This window comes from Nocardia sp. NPDC051929 (assembly GCF_044548645.1).
Lineage (GTDB): Bacteria > Actinomycetota > Actinomycetes > Mycobacteriales > Mycobacteriaceae > Nocardia > Nocardia sichangensis.
Genome location: NZ_JBIUCG010000015.1, coordinates 186,982 through 202,417, shown reverse-complemented (window position 1 = coordinate 202,417; position 15,436 = coordinate 186,982). Strand labels below are relative to the sequence as shown.

The 15,436-nt window shown below is 68.1% G+C and carries 16 protein-coding genes; 10 read left to right on the top strand and 6 right to left on the bottom strand.

Features of this window, described 5'->3' with window-relative positions:
• Positions 1-56: 56 nt before the first annotated feature.
• The 3 genes from ACIHAX_RS21825 to ACIHAX_RS21815 are packed head-to-tail and all read left to right on the top strand — an operon-like array spanning position 57 to position 2,633.
• Entirely contained in the window at positions 57-830 is a 774-nt protein-coding gene (locus tag ACIHAX_RS21825; protein ID WP_355075897.1) for an ABC-2 family transporter protein, read from the top strand.
• Positions 823-1,650, top strand: a complete 828-nt coding sequence (locus ACIHAX_RS21820; RefSeq protein WP_364429736.1) for an ABC-2 family transporter protein — start codon at positions 823-825, stop codon at positions 1,648-1,650. The genes ACIHAX_RS21825 and ACIHAX_RS21820 overlap by 8 nt, the downstream gene beginning before the upstream one ends.
• Positions 1,647-2,633, top strand: a complete 987-nt coding sequence (locus ACIHAX_RS21815; protein WP_355075893.1) for an ATP-binding cassette domain-containing protein — start codon at positions 1,647-1,649, stop codon at positions 2,631-2,633. The genes ACIHAX_RS21820 and ACIHAX_RS21815 overlap by 4 nt, the downstream gene beginning before the upstream one ends.
• A gap of 25 nt (positions 2,634-2,658) precedes the next feature.
• Here the strand turns inward: ACIHAX_RS21815 and ACIHAX_RS21810 are convergent, their stop codons facing one another.
• Positions 2,659-3,336, bottom strand: a complete 678-nt coding sequence (locus tag ACIHAX_RS21810; protein WP_355075891.1) for a DUF4389 domain-containing protein — start codon at positions 3,334-3,336, stop codon at positions 2,659-2,661.
• A gap of 238 nt (positions 3,337-3,574) precedes the next feature.
• Here ACIHAX_RS21810 and ACIHAX_RS21805 point away from each other — a divergent pair, with 238 nt between their 5' ends.
• From ACIHAX_RS21805 to ACIHAX_RS21795, 3 genes are all read left to right on the top strand, one after another.
• The gene (locus ACIHAX_RS21805) at positions 3,575-3,991 is read left to right on the top strand and encodes a hypothetical protein (protein WP_355075889.1); all 417 of its coding nucleotides are present in this window, start codon (positions 3,575-3,577) and stop codon (positions 3,989-3,991) included.
• Between the two features lie 229 nt (positions 3,992-4,220).
• On the top strand, positions 4,221-5,273 hold the full coding sequence (locus ACIHAX_RS21800) for a PLP-dependent cysteine synthase family protein (protein ID WP_397279308.1): 1,053 nt from the start codon (positions 4,221-4,223) through the stop codon (positions 5,271-5,273).
• Complete coding sequence (locus ACIHAX_RS21795; protein ID WP_356968292.1) at positions 5,270-6,508, top strand: MFS transporter; 1,239 nt, start codon at positions 5,270-5,272, stop codon at positions 6,506-6,508. The genes ACIHAX_RS21800 and ACIHAX_RS21795 overlap by 4 nt, the downstream gene beginning before the upstream one ends.
• A 43-nt stretch (positions 6,509-6,551) precedes the next feature.
• Here the strand turns inward: ACIHAX_RS21795 and ACIHAX_RS21790 are convergent, their stop codons facing one another.
• Positions 6,552-6,872 (bottom strand): hypothetical protein, encoded by a 321-nt coding sequence (locus ACIHAX_RS21790; protein ID WP_355075883.1) that lies wholly within the window; start codon positions 6,870-6,872, stop codon positions 6,552-6,554.
• Between the two features lie 387 nt (positions 6,873-7,259).
• Here ACIHAX_RS21790 and ACIHAX_RS21785 point away from each other — a divergent pair, with 387 nt between their 5' ends.
• Positions 7,260-7,790 carry a DUF4254 domain-containing protein gene (locus ACIHAX_RS21785; protein WP_355075881.1) on the top strand — a complete coding sequence of 177 codons (531 nt, stop codon included), beginning with the start codon at positions 7,260-7,262 and terminating at the stop codon, positions 7,788-7,790.
• Here ACIHAX_RS21785 and ACIHAX_RS21780 read toward each other — a convergent pair whose 3' ends face one another.
• Genes ACIHAX_RS21780 through ACIHAX_RS21770 form a run of 3 tightly spaced genes read right to left on the bottom strand, consistent with a single transcriptional unit; the run spans position 7,791 to position 10,399 of the window.
• Entirely contained in the window at positions 7,791-8,108 is a 318-nt protein-coding gene (locus tag ACIHAX_RS21780) for a hypothetical protein (RefSeq protein WP_355075879.1), read from the bottom strand.
• On the bottom strand, positions 8,109-9,257 hold the full coding sequence (locus ACIHAX_RS21775) for an acyl-CoA desaturase (RefSeq protein WP_355075877.1): 1,149 nt from the start codon (positions 9,255-9,257) through the stop codon (positions 8,109-8,111). It abuts the gene before it with no gap.
• A gap of 20 nt (positions 9,258-9,277) precedes the next feature.
• Positions 9,278-10,399 carry a ferredoxin reductase gene (locus ACIHAX_RS21770; protein WP_355075875.1) on the bottom strand — a complete coding sequence of 374 codons (1,122 nt, stop codon included), beginning with the start codon at positions 10,397-10,399 and terminating at the stop codon, positions 9,278-9,280.
• 172 nt (positions 10,400-10,571) lie between these two features.
• Here ACIHAX_RS21770 and ACIHAX_RS21765 point away from each other — a divergent pair, with 172 nt between their 5' ends.
• The gene (locus ACIHAX_RS21765; protein ID WP_355075873.1) at positions 10,572-11,192 is read left to right on the top strand and encodes a TetR family transcriptional regulator; all 621 of its coding nucleotides are present in this window, start codon (positions 10,572-10,574) and stop codon (positions 11,190-11,192) included.
• Between the two features lie 72 nt (positions 11,193-11,264).
• Here the strand turns inward: ACIHAX_RS21765 and ACIHAX_RS21760 are convergent, their stop codons facing one another.
• Entirely contained in the window at positions 11,265-12,626 is a 1,362-nt protein-coding gene (locus tag ACIHAX_RS21760; protein ID WP_397279265.1) for an MFS transporter, read from the bottom strand.
• Between the two features lie 123 nt (positions 12,627-12,749).
• Between ACIHAX_RS21760 and ACIHAX_RS21755 the strand changes: the two genes are divergently transcribed.
• Positions 12,750-13,328, top strand: a complete 579-nt coding sequence (locus tag ACIHAX_RS21755) for a PadR family transcriptional regulator (RefSeq protein ID WP_355075869.1) — start codon at positions 12,750-12,752, stop codon at positions 13,326-13,328.
• Positions 13,325-15,355, top strand: coding sequence for an FAD-dependent oxidoreductase (locus ACIHAX_RS21750; protein ID WP_397279263.1), 2,031 nt, complete (start codon positions 13,325-13,327; stop codon positions 15,353-15,355). The genes ACIHAX_RS21755 and ACIHAX_RS21750 overlap by 4 nt, the downstream gene beginning before the upstream one ends.
• Positions 15,356-15,436: the final 81 nt, after the last annotated feature.

Here is a 15,436-nt window from a genome sequence, read left to right as displayed (position 1 = left end):
GACAGCGTGCCGTCAGGGAACGATTTCGCAGCGCCGTCGCCCTCTACACATCCCTCGTGGGCGCCGGATTCCGCAGACAGTGGCAATACAAAATGGCCATGTTCGCGGGGCTGTTCACCAACTGCGTGTTCGGGTTCGTCCGCGCGGCCGTCCTCGCCGCGGCGGTGGATGCCGCGGGCGACTTCGGCGGGTACGACCGGGGCAGCGTCGGCGCCTACGTGTGGCTCTCCCAGGGGCTGCTCGGCGCGGTGCAGTTCATGGGACCGCTGGGACCGCTGGACGATCGGGTGAAGAACGGCGACATCGCGATCGACTTCCTGCGCCCGGTCGACATCCAATGCGGCTATCTCGCCGATGATCTCGGGCGCGCGGCGTGCACCTTCCTGCCGCGCGGAGTGCCGAGCGTGCTGGTGGGCACGCTCACCTTCGGGCTGGCGATGCCGGTCACGCCCGGTCCCTACCTGCTCGGAGCGGTGAGTGTCCTGCTGGCGGTGGTCATCTCGTTCCTGTGCCGGTTCCTCGTGGTGCTGATCGGATTCTGGGTCGTGGAAACCCGCGGCATCCGGGTGCTGTACTACGCCGCGGGCACGTTCCTGGCCGGACTGTTCGTGCCGGTGCACATGTTCCCATCGTGGCTGGGCGCCATCGCGGCGGCCACGCCTTTCCCGTCGATTCTGCAATCTCCGATCGACGTGCTCTCGGGACGGATCACCGGCGCGGAAGCACTCTCGGTCGTCGGGATCCAAGTGTTCTGGGTGGTGGTCACCGCGATCGCCGGACGCGTGCTGCTCGTCGCGGGCCGGCGCAGGCTGGAGGTGCAGGGTGGGTGACATCGTTGCCCCGCGCACCGAGTCGTGGTCGACGCCCTACGTGGCCGTGTTGCGCTCCAGGATCCGGGCGCAGCGCAGCTACCGGTTGTCGTTCGCCAGTGAGCTTCTGAGCGCATTTCTGGTGGGCCTGGTCGAATTGGCCGAGGTGTGGCTCATCTTCCGCACCGCACGCGTCCTCGGCGGCCTCGACCTGGACGGCGCACTGCTTCTGTTCGGGTTGAGCAACACGAGTTTCGCGCTGTCCCAGGTGCTTTTCGGCCACCTCGACACGCTGCCGGTGCTGATCCGGATGGGCCAGCTCGACGCCTACCACCTGCGGCCGCAACCACTGCTGCTGCAATTGATCACCAGCGACATCTCCCTGCGCCGGTTCGCTCGCGCCTCGGTCTCGGTCGTCGCGCTGGTGACCGGTGCGGCACGCAACGACATCGCCTGGAGTTCGACCACGGCCGCGCTGCTCGCACTCACGCTGGTCGGCGGTATCGCACTGTTCGGCGGGGTGTTCGTCTGCGCCGCCGGATTGCAGTTCTATCTGATCGACGGCTCCGAGCTCACCAACAGTTTCACTTACGGCGGCTCGTTCGCGGCGACGCAACCGGCGTCGGTGTTCCCCACCCCCATGCGGCTGCTGTTCGGGTTCGCGATTCCGGTCTCGTTCACGGCCTATCTGCCCACCCTCGCGCTGCTCGGCTTGCCCGGCCCTCCGCTGCTGCCCGCCTGGCTGGCCTGGCTCACCCCGGCGGCGGCGCTGTGGGTCTGGCTGCTGGCGCTGGGTTTGTGGCGATCGGGCACTCGGCACTACCAGGGAGGCGGCGGATGAGCACGGGCAGCCCGGAGGCGATCATCGACATGGAGAGCCTCACCAGGCAGTTCATCCTGTATCGCAAAAACGGCCGCCGCTGGCGCAGGCGCCGCGAGACGCTCACCGCCGTCGACGGGATGACCGTCCGGATCGAGCGGGGCGCCGCCGTCGGCTACATCGGCGCCAACGGCGCGGGCAAGTCCACCACGATCAAAATGCTCACCGGCATCCTGGTCCCCACCGCGGGCACCGTGCGCACCTGCGGGCTGGATCCCGTGCGGCAGCGACGTGAACTGGCCGGGCGGATCGGCGTGGTGTTCGGCCAGCGCTCGCAACTGTGGTGGGATCTGCCCCTGCGCGAGTCGTTCTCGATCCTCGCCGCGATCCACCGGTTGGAGCCGGGCGCCGCGCGCAAGCGCGCGCACGAACTGATCGAGCAGCTGGAAATGGCCGACACACTCGACACACCGGTGCGCCAGCTCTCGCTGGGCCAGCGCATGCGCGCGGAAGTCGCCGCGGCACTGCTGCATTCGCCCGAGTTGGTCATCCTGGACGAGCCCACGATCGGCCTCGATGTGCTGTCCAAACAACGGCTGCGCGAGTTCCTGCGCACGGAGCGGGCCGAGCGCGGTACGACCCTGCTGCTCACCACCCACGATATGGGCGATATCGAAAGGCTTTGCGAGCGTGTGCTCGTCGTGGATCACGGCCACTTGGTGTACGACGGGTCGCTGACCGGCCTGGCGGCCACCGTCGGCGCGCGCCGGGTACTGGTGGTCGACCTGGCCGAACCGGCGCCCGACCTCGACGATCTACGCTGCGCCCAGCTGCTCGGCACCGAAGGCGACGGCATGCGGCAGCGGCTGGCCTTCGATCCCGAGCAGATCACGGCCGCGCAATTACTGGCCGCGGTGTCGGAGCGCGCCGAAGTGCGGGACCTGTCGATCGAGGAGCCCGAGATCGAGGACGTCGTCCGGCGGATATACGAATCCGCCCGCTGAACAGGCGGGCGGATTCGGTACCGGTTCAGTCGGGCTCGCGAGCGCCCTGGTCGAGCCGGAAGGGCGGGTACTCGTCCCGCATCAAACCGGCATAGGCCTGCACGCGGATGATCCAGCGATTGACGCCCATCACGAAGTCGTAGATGCCCTGCGGGTAGCGCGCCGTGAACAGCAACCCGATCAACGCGACGATCAGCAGGATGCTCAGCAACGAGATCGAGCCGCCGCCCCAGTCGTCACCGTCGCTCCCCGCGATCGCGATGCCGCCGCTGAGCACCGCGCCGACGATCAGGTAGTGCGGAATGGCGAGCAGCCACCACTTCACCAGCACCAGGCCGCGGTGCAAGGTCTCCGGATAGTCGATCTCCAGGTCGGCCGGGTAGTCCGCGTTCGGTTGCAGGCTGAACGGCGGGTACTTGTCGGTGCCCAGTACCGAGAGCGCGTAGAAAGTCACCCGCCATCCCCAGCGCATGACGCCCACGTTGAAGTCGAACAGTCCCCGCGGGTACTTGCCGGTGATCAGGATGGCGAAGAAGGCCACCACCGTGAGCACGGCGTACGCGATGTGTAGGAAGAACAGCACGACGTAGTGCGGAATCGCCAGTAGCCACTTGACCAGCCACAGCCACCGCGACAGCGCGGAGTCCAGATCGCCTCGAACACGAATCGGGCTGGGCGGCGTGACGGGCTTCTCGAGTTCCATGAGCAACGCTCCTTACGGTTGCTGTGATCCATGCCACAACCAGTAGGTGTCCTGATTGTCGCGTATTCGGCCGCCGGCGAACGGCACCATCTGATACCGACATGCCAACGAATCGGGGTGCATTCGGTCTTCGGCAAACGACCGGCGTTGTGCCGCAGCCGATATCACCCGCACCGCGACCGCATCGTCGTTCCCGCCCGCGGATCGTCGCGCGGGCGAACTTGTACCATCGGACAGCGTGACGTTCGGCGCGCTGCGGCTACCGGTGATCCGGATGATCGTGGCTCTCACGTACACCGTCTGGGTGGTCGCCATGGCGGTGCCCCAATGCCATGTCTTCGGCCACGCTGTCGCGTCACACGCCCACATCGAAGCGTCCGGGCCCGTCGTGGCCTCTATCGTCTCCCCGGCGATCCTCGTCGACCGGCATCAGCACGCCGCCGAACCGGACCGGCATGTGCCCGCCGATGGTGTGCTCGCCGCCCTGCCGCGCGCTGTCTCGCTGCTGCTGTTGCTGTTGATCGCGTCCGTGTCGGTGCTGCTCGCGGCCCCTGGGTCCGCGCTCGGGGGCGGCGTGCGCGCACCCCCGGTCGCGACCCTCCCGGTATATCCGGGCAGAGACAGACTCACTCGATTCGGCATCGATCGGAACTGATCGGTCAGCGTCAGGCCGGAGCCTGCCGGGGCCCGGCCGGTGTTCGTGCGAAGTCCGCACTCACACCGTCGCTGCGACAGCGACCGCACAGAATCGACGATTCCCTATGACTTCTGCGCTGCAGAACCCGGCTGTGCCCGATCCCGCTCCGCGCGAACCGGAGACGACCCCGCTCGCGAGCCCGGCGAGTCTCCTGACGGCGGCCCAGCGCTGTCCGCGTCCGGCGACCATGGTGGGCAACACGCCCGTGCTCTGGATCACCGAACCGCTCGGCGGCACAACGCGACCGGACGGCCTCGGCTTCTGGGCCAAGCTGGAGGGCGCCAACCCCGGCGGCATGAAGGACCGGCCCGCGCTGCACATGGTCGAGCGCGCCATCGCGCGCGGTGCGCTCGCACCTGGCGCTCCGATCATCGAATCCACCAGCGGCACGCTCGGTCTGGGCCTGGCGCTGGCGGGAATGGTGTATCGCCACCCGGTCACGCTGGTCACCGACCCCGGCTTGGAACCGCTCATGCACCGGATGCTCGCGGCCTACGGCGCGCGGGTGGAACTGGTCACCGAGCCGCACCCCACCGGCGGCTGGCAGCAGGCGCGGCGCGACCGCGTCGCCGAACTGCTGGCGCGCGATCCGCGGGCTTGGTGCCCGGACCAGTACCGCAACCCCGACAACCAGGACGCCTACGAGACCCTGGCGCTCGAGTTGGTCGCCCAGCTGGGCAGGATCGACGCCCTGGTCTGCTCGGTCGGCACCGGCGGCCATTCCGCGGGGATCACCCGCACGCTGCGCCGATACTTTCCGCACCTGCGCTTGGTCGGCGTCGACACGGTGGCGTCCACGATCTTCGGACAGCCCGCGGGGCCACGGCTGATGCGCGGGCTGGGTTCGAGTATCCACCCGGACAACGTCGACTATTCGGCGTTCGACGAGGTGCACTGGGTCGCGCCCGCGGAGGCGGTCTGGGCCTGCCGCAGACTCGCCGCGACACACCACGCCAGCGGCGGCTGGAGCGTCGGCGCGGTCGCCCTGGTCGCGGGCTGGCTCGCCCGCACCGGCGATCCGGCCACGCGGATCGCCGCGGTCTTTCCCGACGGACCGCTGCGCTACTTCGACACGGTGTACAACGACGACTACTGCCGCGAGCACGGCTTGCTCGACGTCGCACCACCCACCGCACCGCTGCGCATCGCGCATCCGTCCGACGCCGTCGCGCTCTCGTGGACCCGGTGCACGACGGTCGTCGATCCCCGCGCCGCCGCCGGGAAGGAGCGGACGCGATGACCGATCTGATCGCCACCTACCGCGGCTTCAACCGTCCCAGCCGGATGCTGATGGTCAATCAGTTCGCCATCAACACCGGCTTCTACATGCTGATGCCCTACCTGGCCGGTTACCTGGCCGGTCCGCTCGGGCTGGCCGCGTGGGCGGTCGGGCTCGTCCTCGGTATCCGCAACTTCTCCCAGCAGGGCATGTTCCTCGTCGGCGGCACGCTGGCCGATCGACTCGGCTACAAGCCGCTCATCGTGACCGGATGCCTGCTGCGCACCGGCGGTTTCGCGCTGCTCGCGGTCGCGGACACGCTGCCCGCGCTGCTGGTGGCCTCGGCCGCGACCGGCTTCGCGGGCGCGTTGTTCAACCCGGCGGTCCGCGCGTATCTGGCGGTCGACTCGGGCGAGCGCCGGGTGGAGGCGTTCGCCGTGTTCAACGTCTTCTACCAGGCGGGCATACTGTTCGGCCCGATCGCCGGGCTCGCGCTGATGGCCGTCGACTTCCGCGCGACCGCCACGGGCGCCGCGGTGGTGTTCGGCGTGCTGACGCTGGCCCAGTTACGCGCGCTGCCGCAGCACCGCGCCGAGCCGAAAACCACCTCGGTGCTGGACGATTGGCGCGTGGTGCTGGCCAACCGCCCGTTCCTGCTGTTCGCCGCGGCGATGATCAGTTCCTCGGTCCTGGCCTTCCAGGTCTACCTGGCGTTGCCGGTGCACGCCGCACGGATCGCGGGCGACTCGGCCACCGTGCTGATGACGGCGGTGTTCGTACTGTCCGGGTTGATCGCGATCGCCGGGCAACTGCGCATCACCCGCTGGTTCGGGCAGCGGTGGGGCCGCGCGCACAGCCTGGCGCTCGGCATGGCGATACTCGCGTCCGCGTTCGTGCCGCTGGTGGTGATCCCGGGCACCGGCTTCGGCGTGGGGCCCGCGATCGGCGCACTGCTGTTGACCGCGGTCGCGCTGGGAATCGGTGCGGCAGCGGTCTTTCCGTTCGAAATGGACACCGTGGTCGCGTTGTCGGGCAACCGCCTGGTGGCGACGCACTACGGCCTCTACAACACCATCGTCGGTATCGGCATCCTGCTCGGGAATCTGGGCATCGGAACGCTGCTGGACCGCACGCGCGAGGCCGGGATGAGCGCACTGGCGTGGGCCGCGCTCGTCGCCGTGGGAGCAGCCGCGGCGGCGGGGCTGTTCGCGCTCGCCCGCTCCGGACGGCTCGACGCACCGCTACCGGTCGGGTGATCGATCGGACTGTCCTGGATGTGCGCCTCCGGGACGGTCCGCCTCAGGCCGGTCCGCTCGACTGCGCCGAATACAGGCTGACCTCGCCACCCTCACTGAGAAAAGCGTTGACCAGCATGGTGCGGGTGGTTCGCAGCTCCTCCTCGTCCGGCGCGGCGGTGGTGATCGAGATCTGCGGGATGACCGCCCAGTTGACCACGTAGCGCTCCGGCGGGCCGTCGTCGTCGGACAGCCGGGCGAGACGGAAGACCGAGACGGTCTTGCGGACGATCAGATCACGCACGACCTCCGCGATTCGCTCAGGGTCTTCCAGCGCGAACATGAAGCCGAATGTCAGCTCCGGCGATGACACGTAGGCGGGCACGAATACCGAGGCTAGCCCATGCGGCGGTGGCGCGCAGCGCACGCACCGAATCGGTTGCTGCTCATACGCTCGACAATTTCGAGAACGCACCGCCGAGCGCCGGTCCGGGTGACCGATCCGTAACGGAATATAACGATTTCCCGGCAGCTTTCGGATTCACAGACCAGAGTATTGCGCGGCTTCGGTTACCGCGCTTTCCTGAAAGTGTCCTGATTTCTCGGACCGTCTTCTCCCGCATCGTCGCGGATTTCCCGGTTTCTCTGCCGTGCTGGTGGAACGCGGGATGGCATCCGGGTGCGGGACTGCGCCGGAGCCGAGGGGCGCCCCTCCCCGAAATCCCCCTCGGCCCTGGCGCATCCAGGATTCGTCGTGTCGCAGAGGTAAGTCATGCCCACCGAATACGCTCAGCGCAGTTTCGGAGCCCAAGAGCTGCCGCCGCCCGCCGCACTGCTTCGCGCGATTCGCGAACCCGGCGAGAACCAGCACCGGCACAGCGTGCTGCACGCCGCGCGGAAGCTCGTCGACTGCCATGAGCGACGGCAGCGGGCACTCGAGCGATCACACGCCCCGGAGGCATCCAGCACCCGGGTCGCCGCCTGCACCCAGCAAGTGGAGGACATCGACGGCTGCCGCGCGGAATGGATCGGGCGGATCGACGCATGGGTGGCGGAGAATGTGCAGCACCGAGAGGGCGCCTCCCTGCATACCGAGACACTCGGCGCGGTCATCGACCGAATCGCGGCCAAATGGGTTTCGGCCCGACACTCTTTGGACGACGAGATCACGACCGGGCCGCACCCGGGGCAGGCGGGCGGTGAGGCCCACCTGCAGTGGTCCAGGCTGGCCGAGCTGGTCGACGGCTATCAGGATCTGATCACCGACGTCATCGAGCATCGGCGCAGGCTGCCGGTCTGGTGATCAGCGCGGCTCGTCGACGCCCGGCTCGACGACTTCGGCGTCGAGGAACGCCTCCGTCGCGTCCGCCCGCGGTTTCGTGACCGTGACCTCGGTCTCGGTGTCGAGGTCACGATCGAGATCCCGCTGTGCCTCCGCGTCCCGGCGCGCCGCGGCCGCCGCCTCGTTCATCTCGATGGCGTCGGTGATCCACTCACCGATCTCCTTGGTGACCTCGGCGACCGTCCCCGTGATGATGTTGGCGATATTGCCGACGTGCCTGGCACCGGAAGACGTCAATTCCTGAATGAGATCCTTGTTGCTCTCGAATTTCCCGATCATTCACACGCCCGCTTCGCTCGCCTTTCGCTGACGCATCACGATAACACCGGGGGACGGTTCGCTCTCGACCCAGCGCGGCGGAAGTGCCAGCTTGAAAATCTTCTTCCATACCGAGCCGATCTGCTTACCGAGCGAGCCGGTGTTGTACGGCAAACCGTACTTTTCACACAGTGCGCGGACCGTAGGCGCCATCTCCGGATAACGGCTCGCGGGCAGATCGGGAAACAGATGGTGTTCGATCTGATGCGACAAATTCCCGGACATGATGTGGAACAGCTTGCTGCCGGTGATGTTGGCCGAGCCGAGCATCTGCCGGATGTACCACTCGCCGCGGGTCTCGTCCGCGGTCTCCTCCTCGGTGAACGTCTGTACGCCGGCCGGGAAGTGACCGCAGAAGATGATGGCGAAGGCCCACACGTTGCGCACCAGGTTGGCGGTGACGTTACCCGCCAGCGTGTGGAAGAACAGCGGTCCGGTCAGCGCGGGGAACACCAGGTAGTCCTTGAGCACCTGCTTGCCCGCCTTGCGCCACTGACCGAGGATCAGGTTCTTGACCTCCGGCCACTTCTTCTTACCCGCCAGGATGTGCTCGACCTCGAGGTCGTGGCCCATCACACCCCACTCGAACAGCATCATGAGCACGAAGGCGTACAGCGGCTGGCCGAGCCGGAGCACGTTCCACTCCTGCGCCTCGTCCATGCGCAGGATGGAGTAGCCGATGTCGCGGTCCTTGTTGTGGATGTTGGTGTAGGTGTGGTGCAGGTAGTTGTGCGAGTGCTTCCACTGGTCGGCCGGGCAGACCGTGTCCCATTCGAACACGCGGGAATTCAGGCCGGGCTCGCGCATCCAGTCGTACTGGCCGTGCATGACGTTGTGGCCGATCTCCATGTTGTCCAGGATCTTCGACACACTCAGCGCCGCCACGGCGGCCAGCCAGAAGGGCGGAAGGAAGCCGAGATACATCAGGCCGCGCCCGGCGATCTCGAATCCCCGCTGCGCCTTGATGATCGAGTACAGGTATTCCCGGTCGCGCTCGCCGAGGTCGGCGACGATGGCCGCGCGCAGCTCGTCGAGTTCACGGCCGAGTTCCTCGATCTGGTCCGGGCTCAGGACCAGCGGTCCGTTCTCGGTTTCGGTCAGGATGGTCATAATTGGCTCCCCTTCGTGAATCAGATGTCGATGTCGACGTCGCCGACCGGCGCGCTGATGCACAGCTGGATCGGCTGGTCGGGGTCGGTGTCGGTCTCGCCGGTGCGCAGATTGCGCGTGCAGCCGGAGCGGCGCACCGCTGTGCAGGAGAAGCAGATCCCCATGCGGCAGCCGTACTCGGGCGTGAGACCGGCGGATTCGGCTTGCTCGAGCAACGTGGCTCCGGTGTTGTCGGCGCTCACGCCGCTGGCCGAGAAACTGACGGTGCCGTGTGCGTCGGCGGCGTCCACCGGCGCGACCGACAGCGTGAACTCCTCGGAGTGCAGCCGGTCCTCGAGTTGCTCGGCCTGATAGACCGTGCGCACCGCGTCCATCAGCGACGGCGGGCCGCAGACGAAGGTCTGCGCGTCGGCGAACCAAGGCGCGACGCGCTCCAGCTCGTCGTAGTCGAAGTACCCGCTGCCCTTCGGCCGGGCGAGATCCACCCACGGCGCACCGGAATCCGCCCGCGGCGCCAGATCCGGCATGCGATGCGGATAGCGCAGCTCGATGCGGAAGTTCGGATGCCGTGCAGCGATCGCGTCCAGTTCCGCTCGGTGCGGCAGCACAGCGGGCGACTTGGCGTAGTGCAGGAAGACGACCTCACCCGAATGGTCCTCCGCGGCGAGCGTGCGCAGCATGGACAGCACCGGCGTGATGCCGCTGCCACCGCTGATCAGCAGGACGCGCCGCGGCCGCGACTCGGGCAGCCGGAACACGCCGTCGGCGGGTGCCAGGTCGACCACCATGCCGGGGGCGGCGTGACGGTACAGGTACTGCGACACCAAACCGTCCGGATGCGCTTTCACGGTCAGCTCGATATGACGATCCCGACCGCCTTCCGGGTTCACCGGCGAGTAGCACCGCGTGTGCCGCACGCCGTCGATCACCACGCCGATCTGGACGTACTGTCCGGCGACGTGGCCCTGCCAGTGCCGGGTGGGGCGCAGCGTGAGCGTCACCGAGCCGGGCGCCGAGCGGCGCACGTGAGTGATCTCGGCCCGCATGTCCCGCACCGTGAGGGTGGGGCGGACCAGCTCGAGGTACCGATCCAGCGGGTGCGGCGAGGTCAGGGTCTGCACCAAGTTGATGAGATCCACCATTTGTTCTCCGTACCTCTTGTCGGACTGACGACGTGCGGCTGGAATTTCAGTGCACGTCTGTACACTCAACTAGTGTGACGGATGACCGGGGCTAGGTGTCAACCGGCGAAACATGTGACTCGAACTACATCTGGGGATAGGTCGAATGGTGAACGGATGTATGCTCACCGAGATGAGTGAGCAGGCGGCTACCCGAGGCGAACGCAAGGAGCGGACCAGGCAGGCGCTCCTGGACGGCACGCTCGCGCTGGCCGCCGAACGCGGATTCGCCGCGCTCAGCCTGCGGGAGATCGCCCGCTCGGCCGGCATCGTGCCGACGGCGTTCTACCGGCACTTCGCGTCGCTGGAGGACCTCGGCGCCACGCTGGTCGACGACGGCGTCACCGCGCTGCGGCTGGCGCTGCGCGAAGTCCGCCGCAATGCCGACGCGGGCCTGTCGGACACGGTCCGCTTCGTGTTCGCGCAAGTGGGCCCCAAACGTGAGCTGTTCGGCTTCCTCACCAGGGAGCGCCACGGCGGGTCCGCCGCCTTGCGCACGGCCATCGCCCGGGAGATCCAACTGATCGTCCGAGAGCTCGTCGCCGACCTCTCCCGCATCCGGGCCCTGGACTCCTGGACGCCACGAGACCTGGAGATCGCCGCCGATTTGATGGTCAGCACGGTGACCGACGGGATCGCCGCCTACGTGTCGGCCGCGCCGCGCGACGAGCAGGCGATCATCGACCGCACCGTCCAGCAGATGCGTTTGATCGCACTCGGCATGGGCGGCTGGCGGCCACCGAAGCGGCGCTGATCCGCCGCCGAACTCACTCGGCGGGCCGTGACTCCTCGACGCCGCCGCCCGCCGCGACCGAATCCGCCGAACTCACTCGGCGGGCCGGGGCTCCTCGACATCGCCGCGCACCGTGACCGGATCCGGTGACCGCACCGGCAGCAGCACCGCGAGCCCGGCCGCGAGCACGACCAACAGGCCCGCGATCCCCGCCCGGTCCGAACCGAACAGCCAGACGAACAAGCCGAACAGGCTCGGGGCGAGGAAGGACACCGCGCGCCCGGTGGTCGTATACAAGCCGAAGAGCTGCCCCTCCCGGCCCGGCGGCGCGAGGCGGGTCAGGAACGAGCGCGCCGCCGCCTGCGCCGGGCCGACGAAGACGGTGAGCAGCAAGCCGAAGATCCAGAACATCAGTGGGCCGGACACCACCAGCAGCGCCAGCCCGCACACCAGCATCGCGGCCAGGGACACCACGATGACGATCTTCGGCCCGGCCCGGTCGTCGAAGCGCCCCGCGACGATCGCACCCAGCGCCGCAACGACATTGGCCGCGATGCCGAACAGCAGCACATCCGAGTCGGCGATCCCGTAGACGCGCACGGCGAGCACCGCACCGAAGGTGAACACCCCGGCGAGGCCGTCCCGGAAGACGGCGCTGGCCACCAGGAAGCCGACCGTGCGCCGGTCGACGCGCCACAGCTCGCGCAGGTCACGCCACAACACCCGGTACGAGCCGAGGAATCCCGCGCTCGCCGCGCCGGGATCGGCGTTCGTCCGTGGCAGTTCGGGGACCGCGAACAGCACCGGCAACGCGAAGGCGGCGAACCAGACGGCGGCGAGCACGGCGACCAGCCGGATGTTGAGTCCCTGATCGGTGGGCACGCCGAGCAGCCCGCGGTTGTCTCCCTCGCCGGATATGAAGCCGAAATAGCAGATCAGCAGCAGCAAGATGCCGCCGAAATAACCCATCGCCCAACCGAATCCGGAGACCCGGCCAACGGTCTGCGGCGTGGAGACCTGCCGCAGCATCGCGTTGTACGGCACGTTCGCCAGTTCGAAGCAGGTCGACGCGAACGCCAGCAGCGCCAAGCCGAACCACAGGTCGTGGTAGTCGTCGTGCACGAAGAACATCAGCGTCATCGCCGCGACGGTCAGCGCGGTCAGCGCACCGAGCGAGCCCTTGCGTTTCGCGGACGCGTCGAAGCGCTGTCCGCTGACCGGCGCGGTCAACGCCACGATCAGGCCCGCGATGCCCAGCGCCCACCCAAGCCACGCGCTGGCGGAGACACCGCCGGGCAGATCGTCGCCGACCTTGTCGGTGAGATACACCGAGAAGACGAAGGTGAGGATCACGGCGTTGAATGCCGAAGATCCCCAATCCCACAGCCCCCACGCCACCACTTGCCCGCGCCCGGCGGCCTGCCCGACTGTCGCCTGGGCGTTCACCTCGGTCATGCCGCGCAGCTTAATGCGCGAGACGGTGACGAGGCGGGCCGAAATCGGGTCCGGCCGTGACGAAACGGAGGGTACTTATGCACCTAGTTGCATAGTACCGAGTGTCACGGCTATCCTCACCGCATGGCACTCGAGCATGCGTTGCTGGTATCGCTGACCGAGCGCGCCGGCTCGGGGTACGAGCTGGCGCGCCGCTTCGACAAGTCCATCGGCTACTTCTGGAGCGCGACCCACCAGCAGATCTATCGCGTCCTCAAGCGCATGGAGGAGTCCGGCTGGGTCGACGGCGAGACGGTGATCCAGGAGGGCAGGCCGGACAAGAAGGTCTACTCGGTGAGCGAGACCGGACGCGCCGAACTCGCGCGCTGGATCGCCGAACCGAGCGATTCCGCCACTCCGCGCAACGAACTCGCCGTGAAGATCCGCGCCGCCGCGTACGGCGACATCACCGCGTTGCGCGCGGAGGTGGCCCGCCACCGCGACCAGCACGCCCAGCGGCTCGAGCTGTACCGGCACATCGAGAAACACGACTTCCCCGCTCCCGAGCGGCTCGCCGGGACGGCCCTGCACCAGTACCTCGTCCTGCGCGCGGGCATCCGCGTGGAGGCCGGATTCGTCGAATGGTGCGACGAAGTTCTGCAAGCACTACACCCGCGCGCGACAGCCCCGCACGCGGACGGAGAAAGGCGACCTGCCCCATGAGCTCCTTCCCCCATTTGTTCGAGCCGCTCGATCTCGGCTTCACCACCCTGCGCAACCGCGTGGTGATGGGTTCGATGCACACCGGGCTGGAGGACCGCGCCTGGGACACCAACAAACTGGCCGCCTACTTCGCCGAACGAGCACGCGGCGGCGCGGGCCTGATCATCACCGGCGGCTACGCGCCGAATCGCGCAGGCTGGCTGCTGCCTTTCGGCGCCAAGCTGACCAACAAAACCGAAGCGTACCGGCACCGCGCGATCACCAAAGCGGTGCACGAGCACGGCGGCAAGATCGCCATCCAGATCCTGCACGCGGGTCGCTACTCCTACATGCCGGGCAGTGTGTCGGCGTCGTCCATCAAGGCGCCCATCAACCCGTTCCGGCCGCGCGCGCTGTCGGCCAAAGGCGTCGAGCGCACCATCGACGACTACGCCCGCTGCGCGAAGCTGGCCCAGTTCGCGGGCTACGACGGCTGCGAGATCATGGGCGGTGAAGGATATTTCATCAACCAGTTCCTCGCGCCGCGCACCAACAAGCGCACGGACGCGTGGGGCGGCTCCCCGGAGAACCGGCGCCGGATCGCGGTGGAGATCGTGCGCCGCACCCGCGCCGCGGTCGGCCCGGACTTCATCATCGTGTTCCGGCTGTCCATGGCCGAACTGGTGGAGAAGGGACAGAGCTTCGACGAGATCGTCGCGCTGGCCGTGGAACTCGAAGCCGCCGGGGTGAACATCCTCAACACCGACATCGGCTGGCACGAAGCGCGGGTGCCCACCATCGTCACCTCGGTACCCCGTGCCGCCTTCGTCGAATTCACCGCGAAGATCACCGCGCGGGTGACCATCCCGGTGTGCGCGTCGAACCGGATCAACATGCCCGAGGTGGCCGAGGAGATCTTGACCCGCGGTGACGCGCAGCTGATTTCGCTGGCCCGTCCCTTCCTCACCGATCCGGAGTGGGTGAACAAGGCCGCCCAGGATCGCGTCGACGAGATCAACACCTGCATCGCGTGCAACCAGGCGTGCCTGGATCACGCCTTCCAGCGCAAGACGGTGTCCTGCCTGCTCAATCCGCGCGCCGGGCACGAGACCGAGCTGAAACTGCTGCCGACCCGCCGCAGCAAGCGCATCGCCGTGGTCGGCGCGGGCCCGGCCGGGCTCTCGGCGGCGGTGAGCCTCGCCGAACGCGGCCATCGCGTCGACCTGTTCGAGGCCGACGACAAGATCGGCGGCCAGTTCGACATCGCCCGCCGCATCCCGGGCAAGGAAGAATTCAGTGAGTCGATCCGGTACTACACCCGGATGCTCGAGCTCACCGGCGTCACGGTGCACCTGAACAAGCGGGTCGGCGCCGCAGAACTCATCGCGGGCGGCTACGACGAGGTCGTGCTCGCCACCGGCGTACAGCCGCGGATCCCGGACATCCCCGGTATCGACCACCCCATGGTGCTGTCCTACGCCGAACTGGTGCGGGAGGAGAAGCCGGTCGGCAAGCGCGTCGCCGTGATCGGCGCGGGCGGCATCGGCTACGACGTCAGCGAATTCCTCACCGTGGAAGGGCATCCCGCCCTCAAGCTGGACGAGTGGAAGGAGGAGTGGGGCGTCACCTCCGACGACGAGCAGGTTCCCGGGCAGCTCACTACGCCCAGGCCGGCTCCGGCGGCGCGCGAAGTCGTTCTGTTGCAACGCAAGACCACTCCGTTCGGGAAGGACCTGGGCAAGACCTCCGGGTGGGTGCATCGGGCCGCGCTGAAGGCCAAGGGCGTCGAGCAGATCGGCGGTGTGAACTATGAGCGCATCGACGACAACGGCCTGCACATCAGCTTCGGAGAGAAGCGACAACGGCCCCAATTGATCCCGGTCGACAACGTCATCGTCTGCGCGGGCCAGGAATCCGTGCGCGACCTGGAGGCCCCGCTGCGCGCCGCCGGGATGAGCCCGCACCTCATCGGCGGCGCCGAACTGGCCGCCGAGCTGGACGCCAAACGAGCCATCGACCAGGGCACCCGGCTGGCCGCACGGCTGTGAGCGAGCGGCGGCCGGGCCCGGACGCCCGGCCGCCGTGACCGCGGCACGGAACCCCGCCGGGGATCGTGCGGCGGACCACCG

Coding starts and splice junctions, on each gene's coding strand:
- ACIHAX_RS21815 (WP_355075893.1), top strand. CDS start 1,647: ATGAGCACGGGCAGCCCGGAGGCGATCATCGACATGGAGAGCCTCACC.
- ACIHAX_RS21810 (WP_355075891.1), bottom strand. CDS start 3,336: ATGGAACTCGAGAAGCCCGTCACGCCGCCCAGCCCGATTCGTGTTCGA.
- ACIHAX_RS21800 (WP_397279308.1), top strand. CDS start 4,221: ATGGTGGGCAACACGCCCGTGCTCTGGATCACCGAACCGCTCGGCGGC.
- ACIHAX_RS21795 (WP_356968292.1), top strand. CDS start 5,270: ATGACCGATCTGATCGCCACCTACCGCGGCTTCAACCGTCCCAGCCGG.
- ACIHAX_RS21785 (WP_355075881.1), top strand. CDS start 7,260: ATGCCCACCGAATACGCTCAGCGCAGTTTCGGAGCCCAAGAGCTGCCG.
- ACIHAX_RS21780 (WP_355075879.1), bottom strand. CDS start 8,108: ATGATCGGGAAATTCGAGAGCAACAAGGATCTCATTCAGGAATTGACG.
- ACIHAX_RS21775 (WP_355075877.1), bottom strand. CDS start 9,257: ATGACCATCCTGACCGAAACCGAGAACGGACCGCTGGTCCTGAGCCCG.
- ACIHAX_RS21770 (WP_355075875.1), bottom strand. CDS start 10,399: ATGGTGGATCTCATCAACTTGGTGCAGACCCTGACCTCGCCGCACCCG.
- ACIHAX_RS21765 (WP_355075873.1), top strand. CDS start 10,572: ATGAGTGAGCAGGCGGCTACCCGAGGCGAACGCAAGGAGCGGACCAGG.
- ACIHAX_RS21760 (WP_397279265.1), bottom strand. CDS start 12,626: ATGACCGAGGTGAACGCCCAGGCGACAGTCGGGCAGGCCGCCGGGCGC.
- ACIHAX_RS21755 (WP_355075869.1), top strand. CDS start 12,750: ATGGCACTCGAGCATGCGTTGCTGGTATCGCTGACCGAGCGCGCCGGC.
- ACIHAX_RS21750 (WP_397279263.1), top strand. CDS start 13,325: ATGAGCTCCTTCCCCCATTTGTTCGAGCCGCTCGATCTCGGCTTCACC.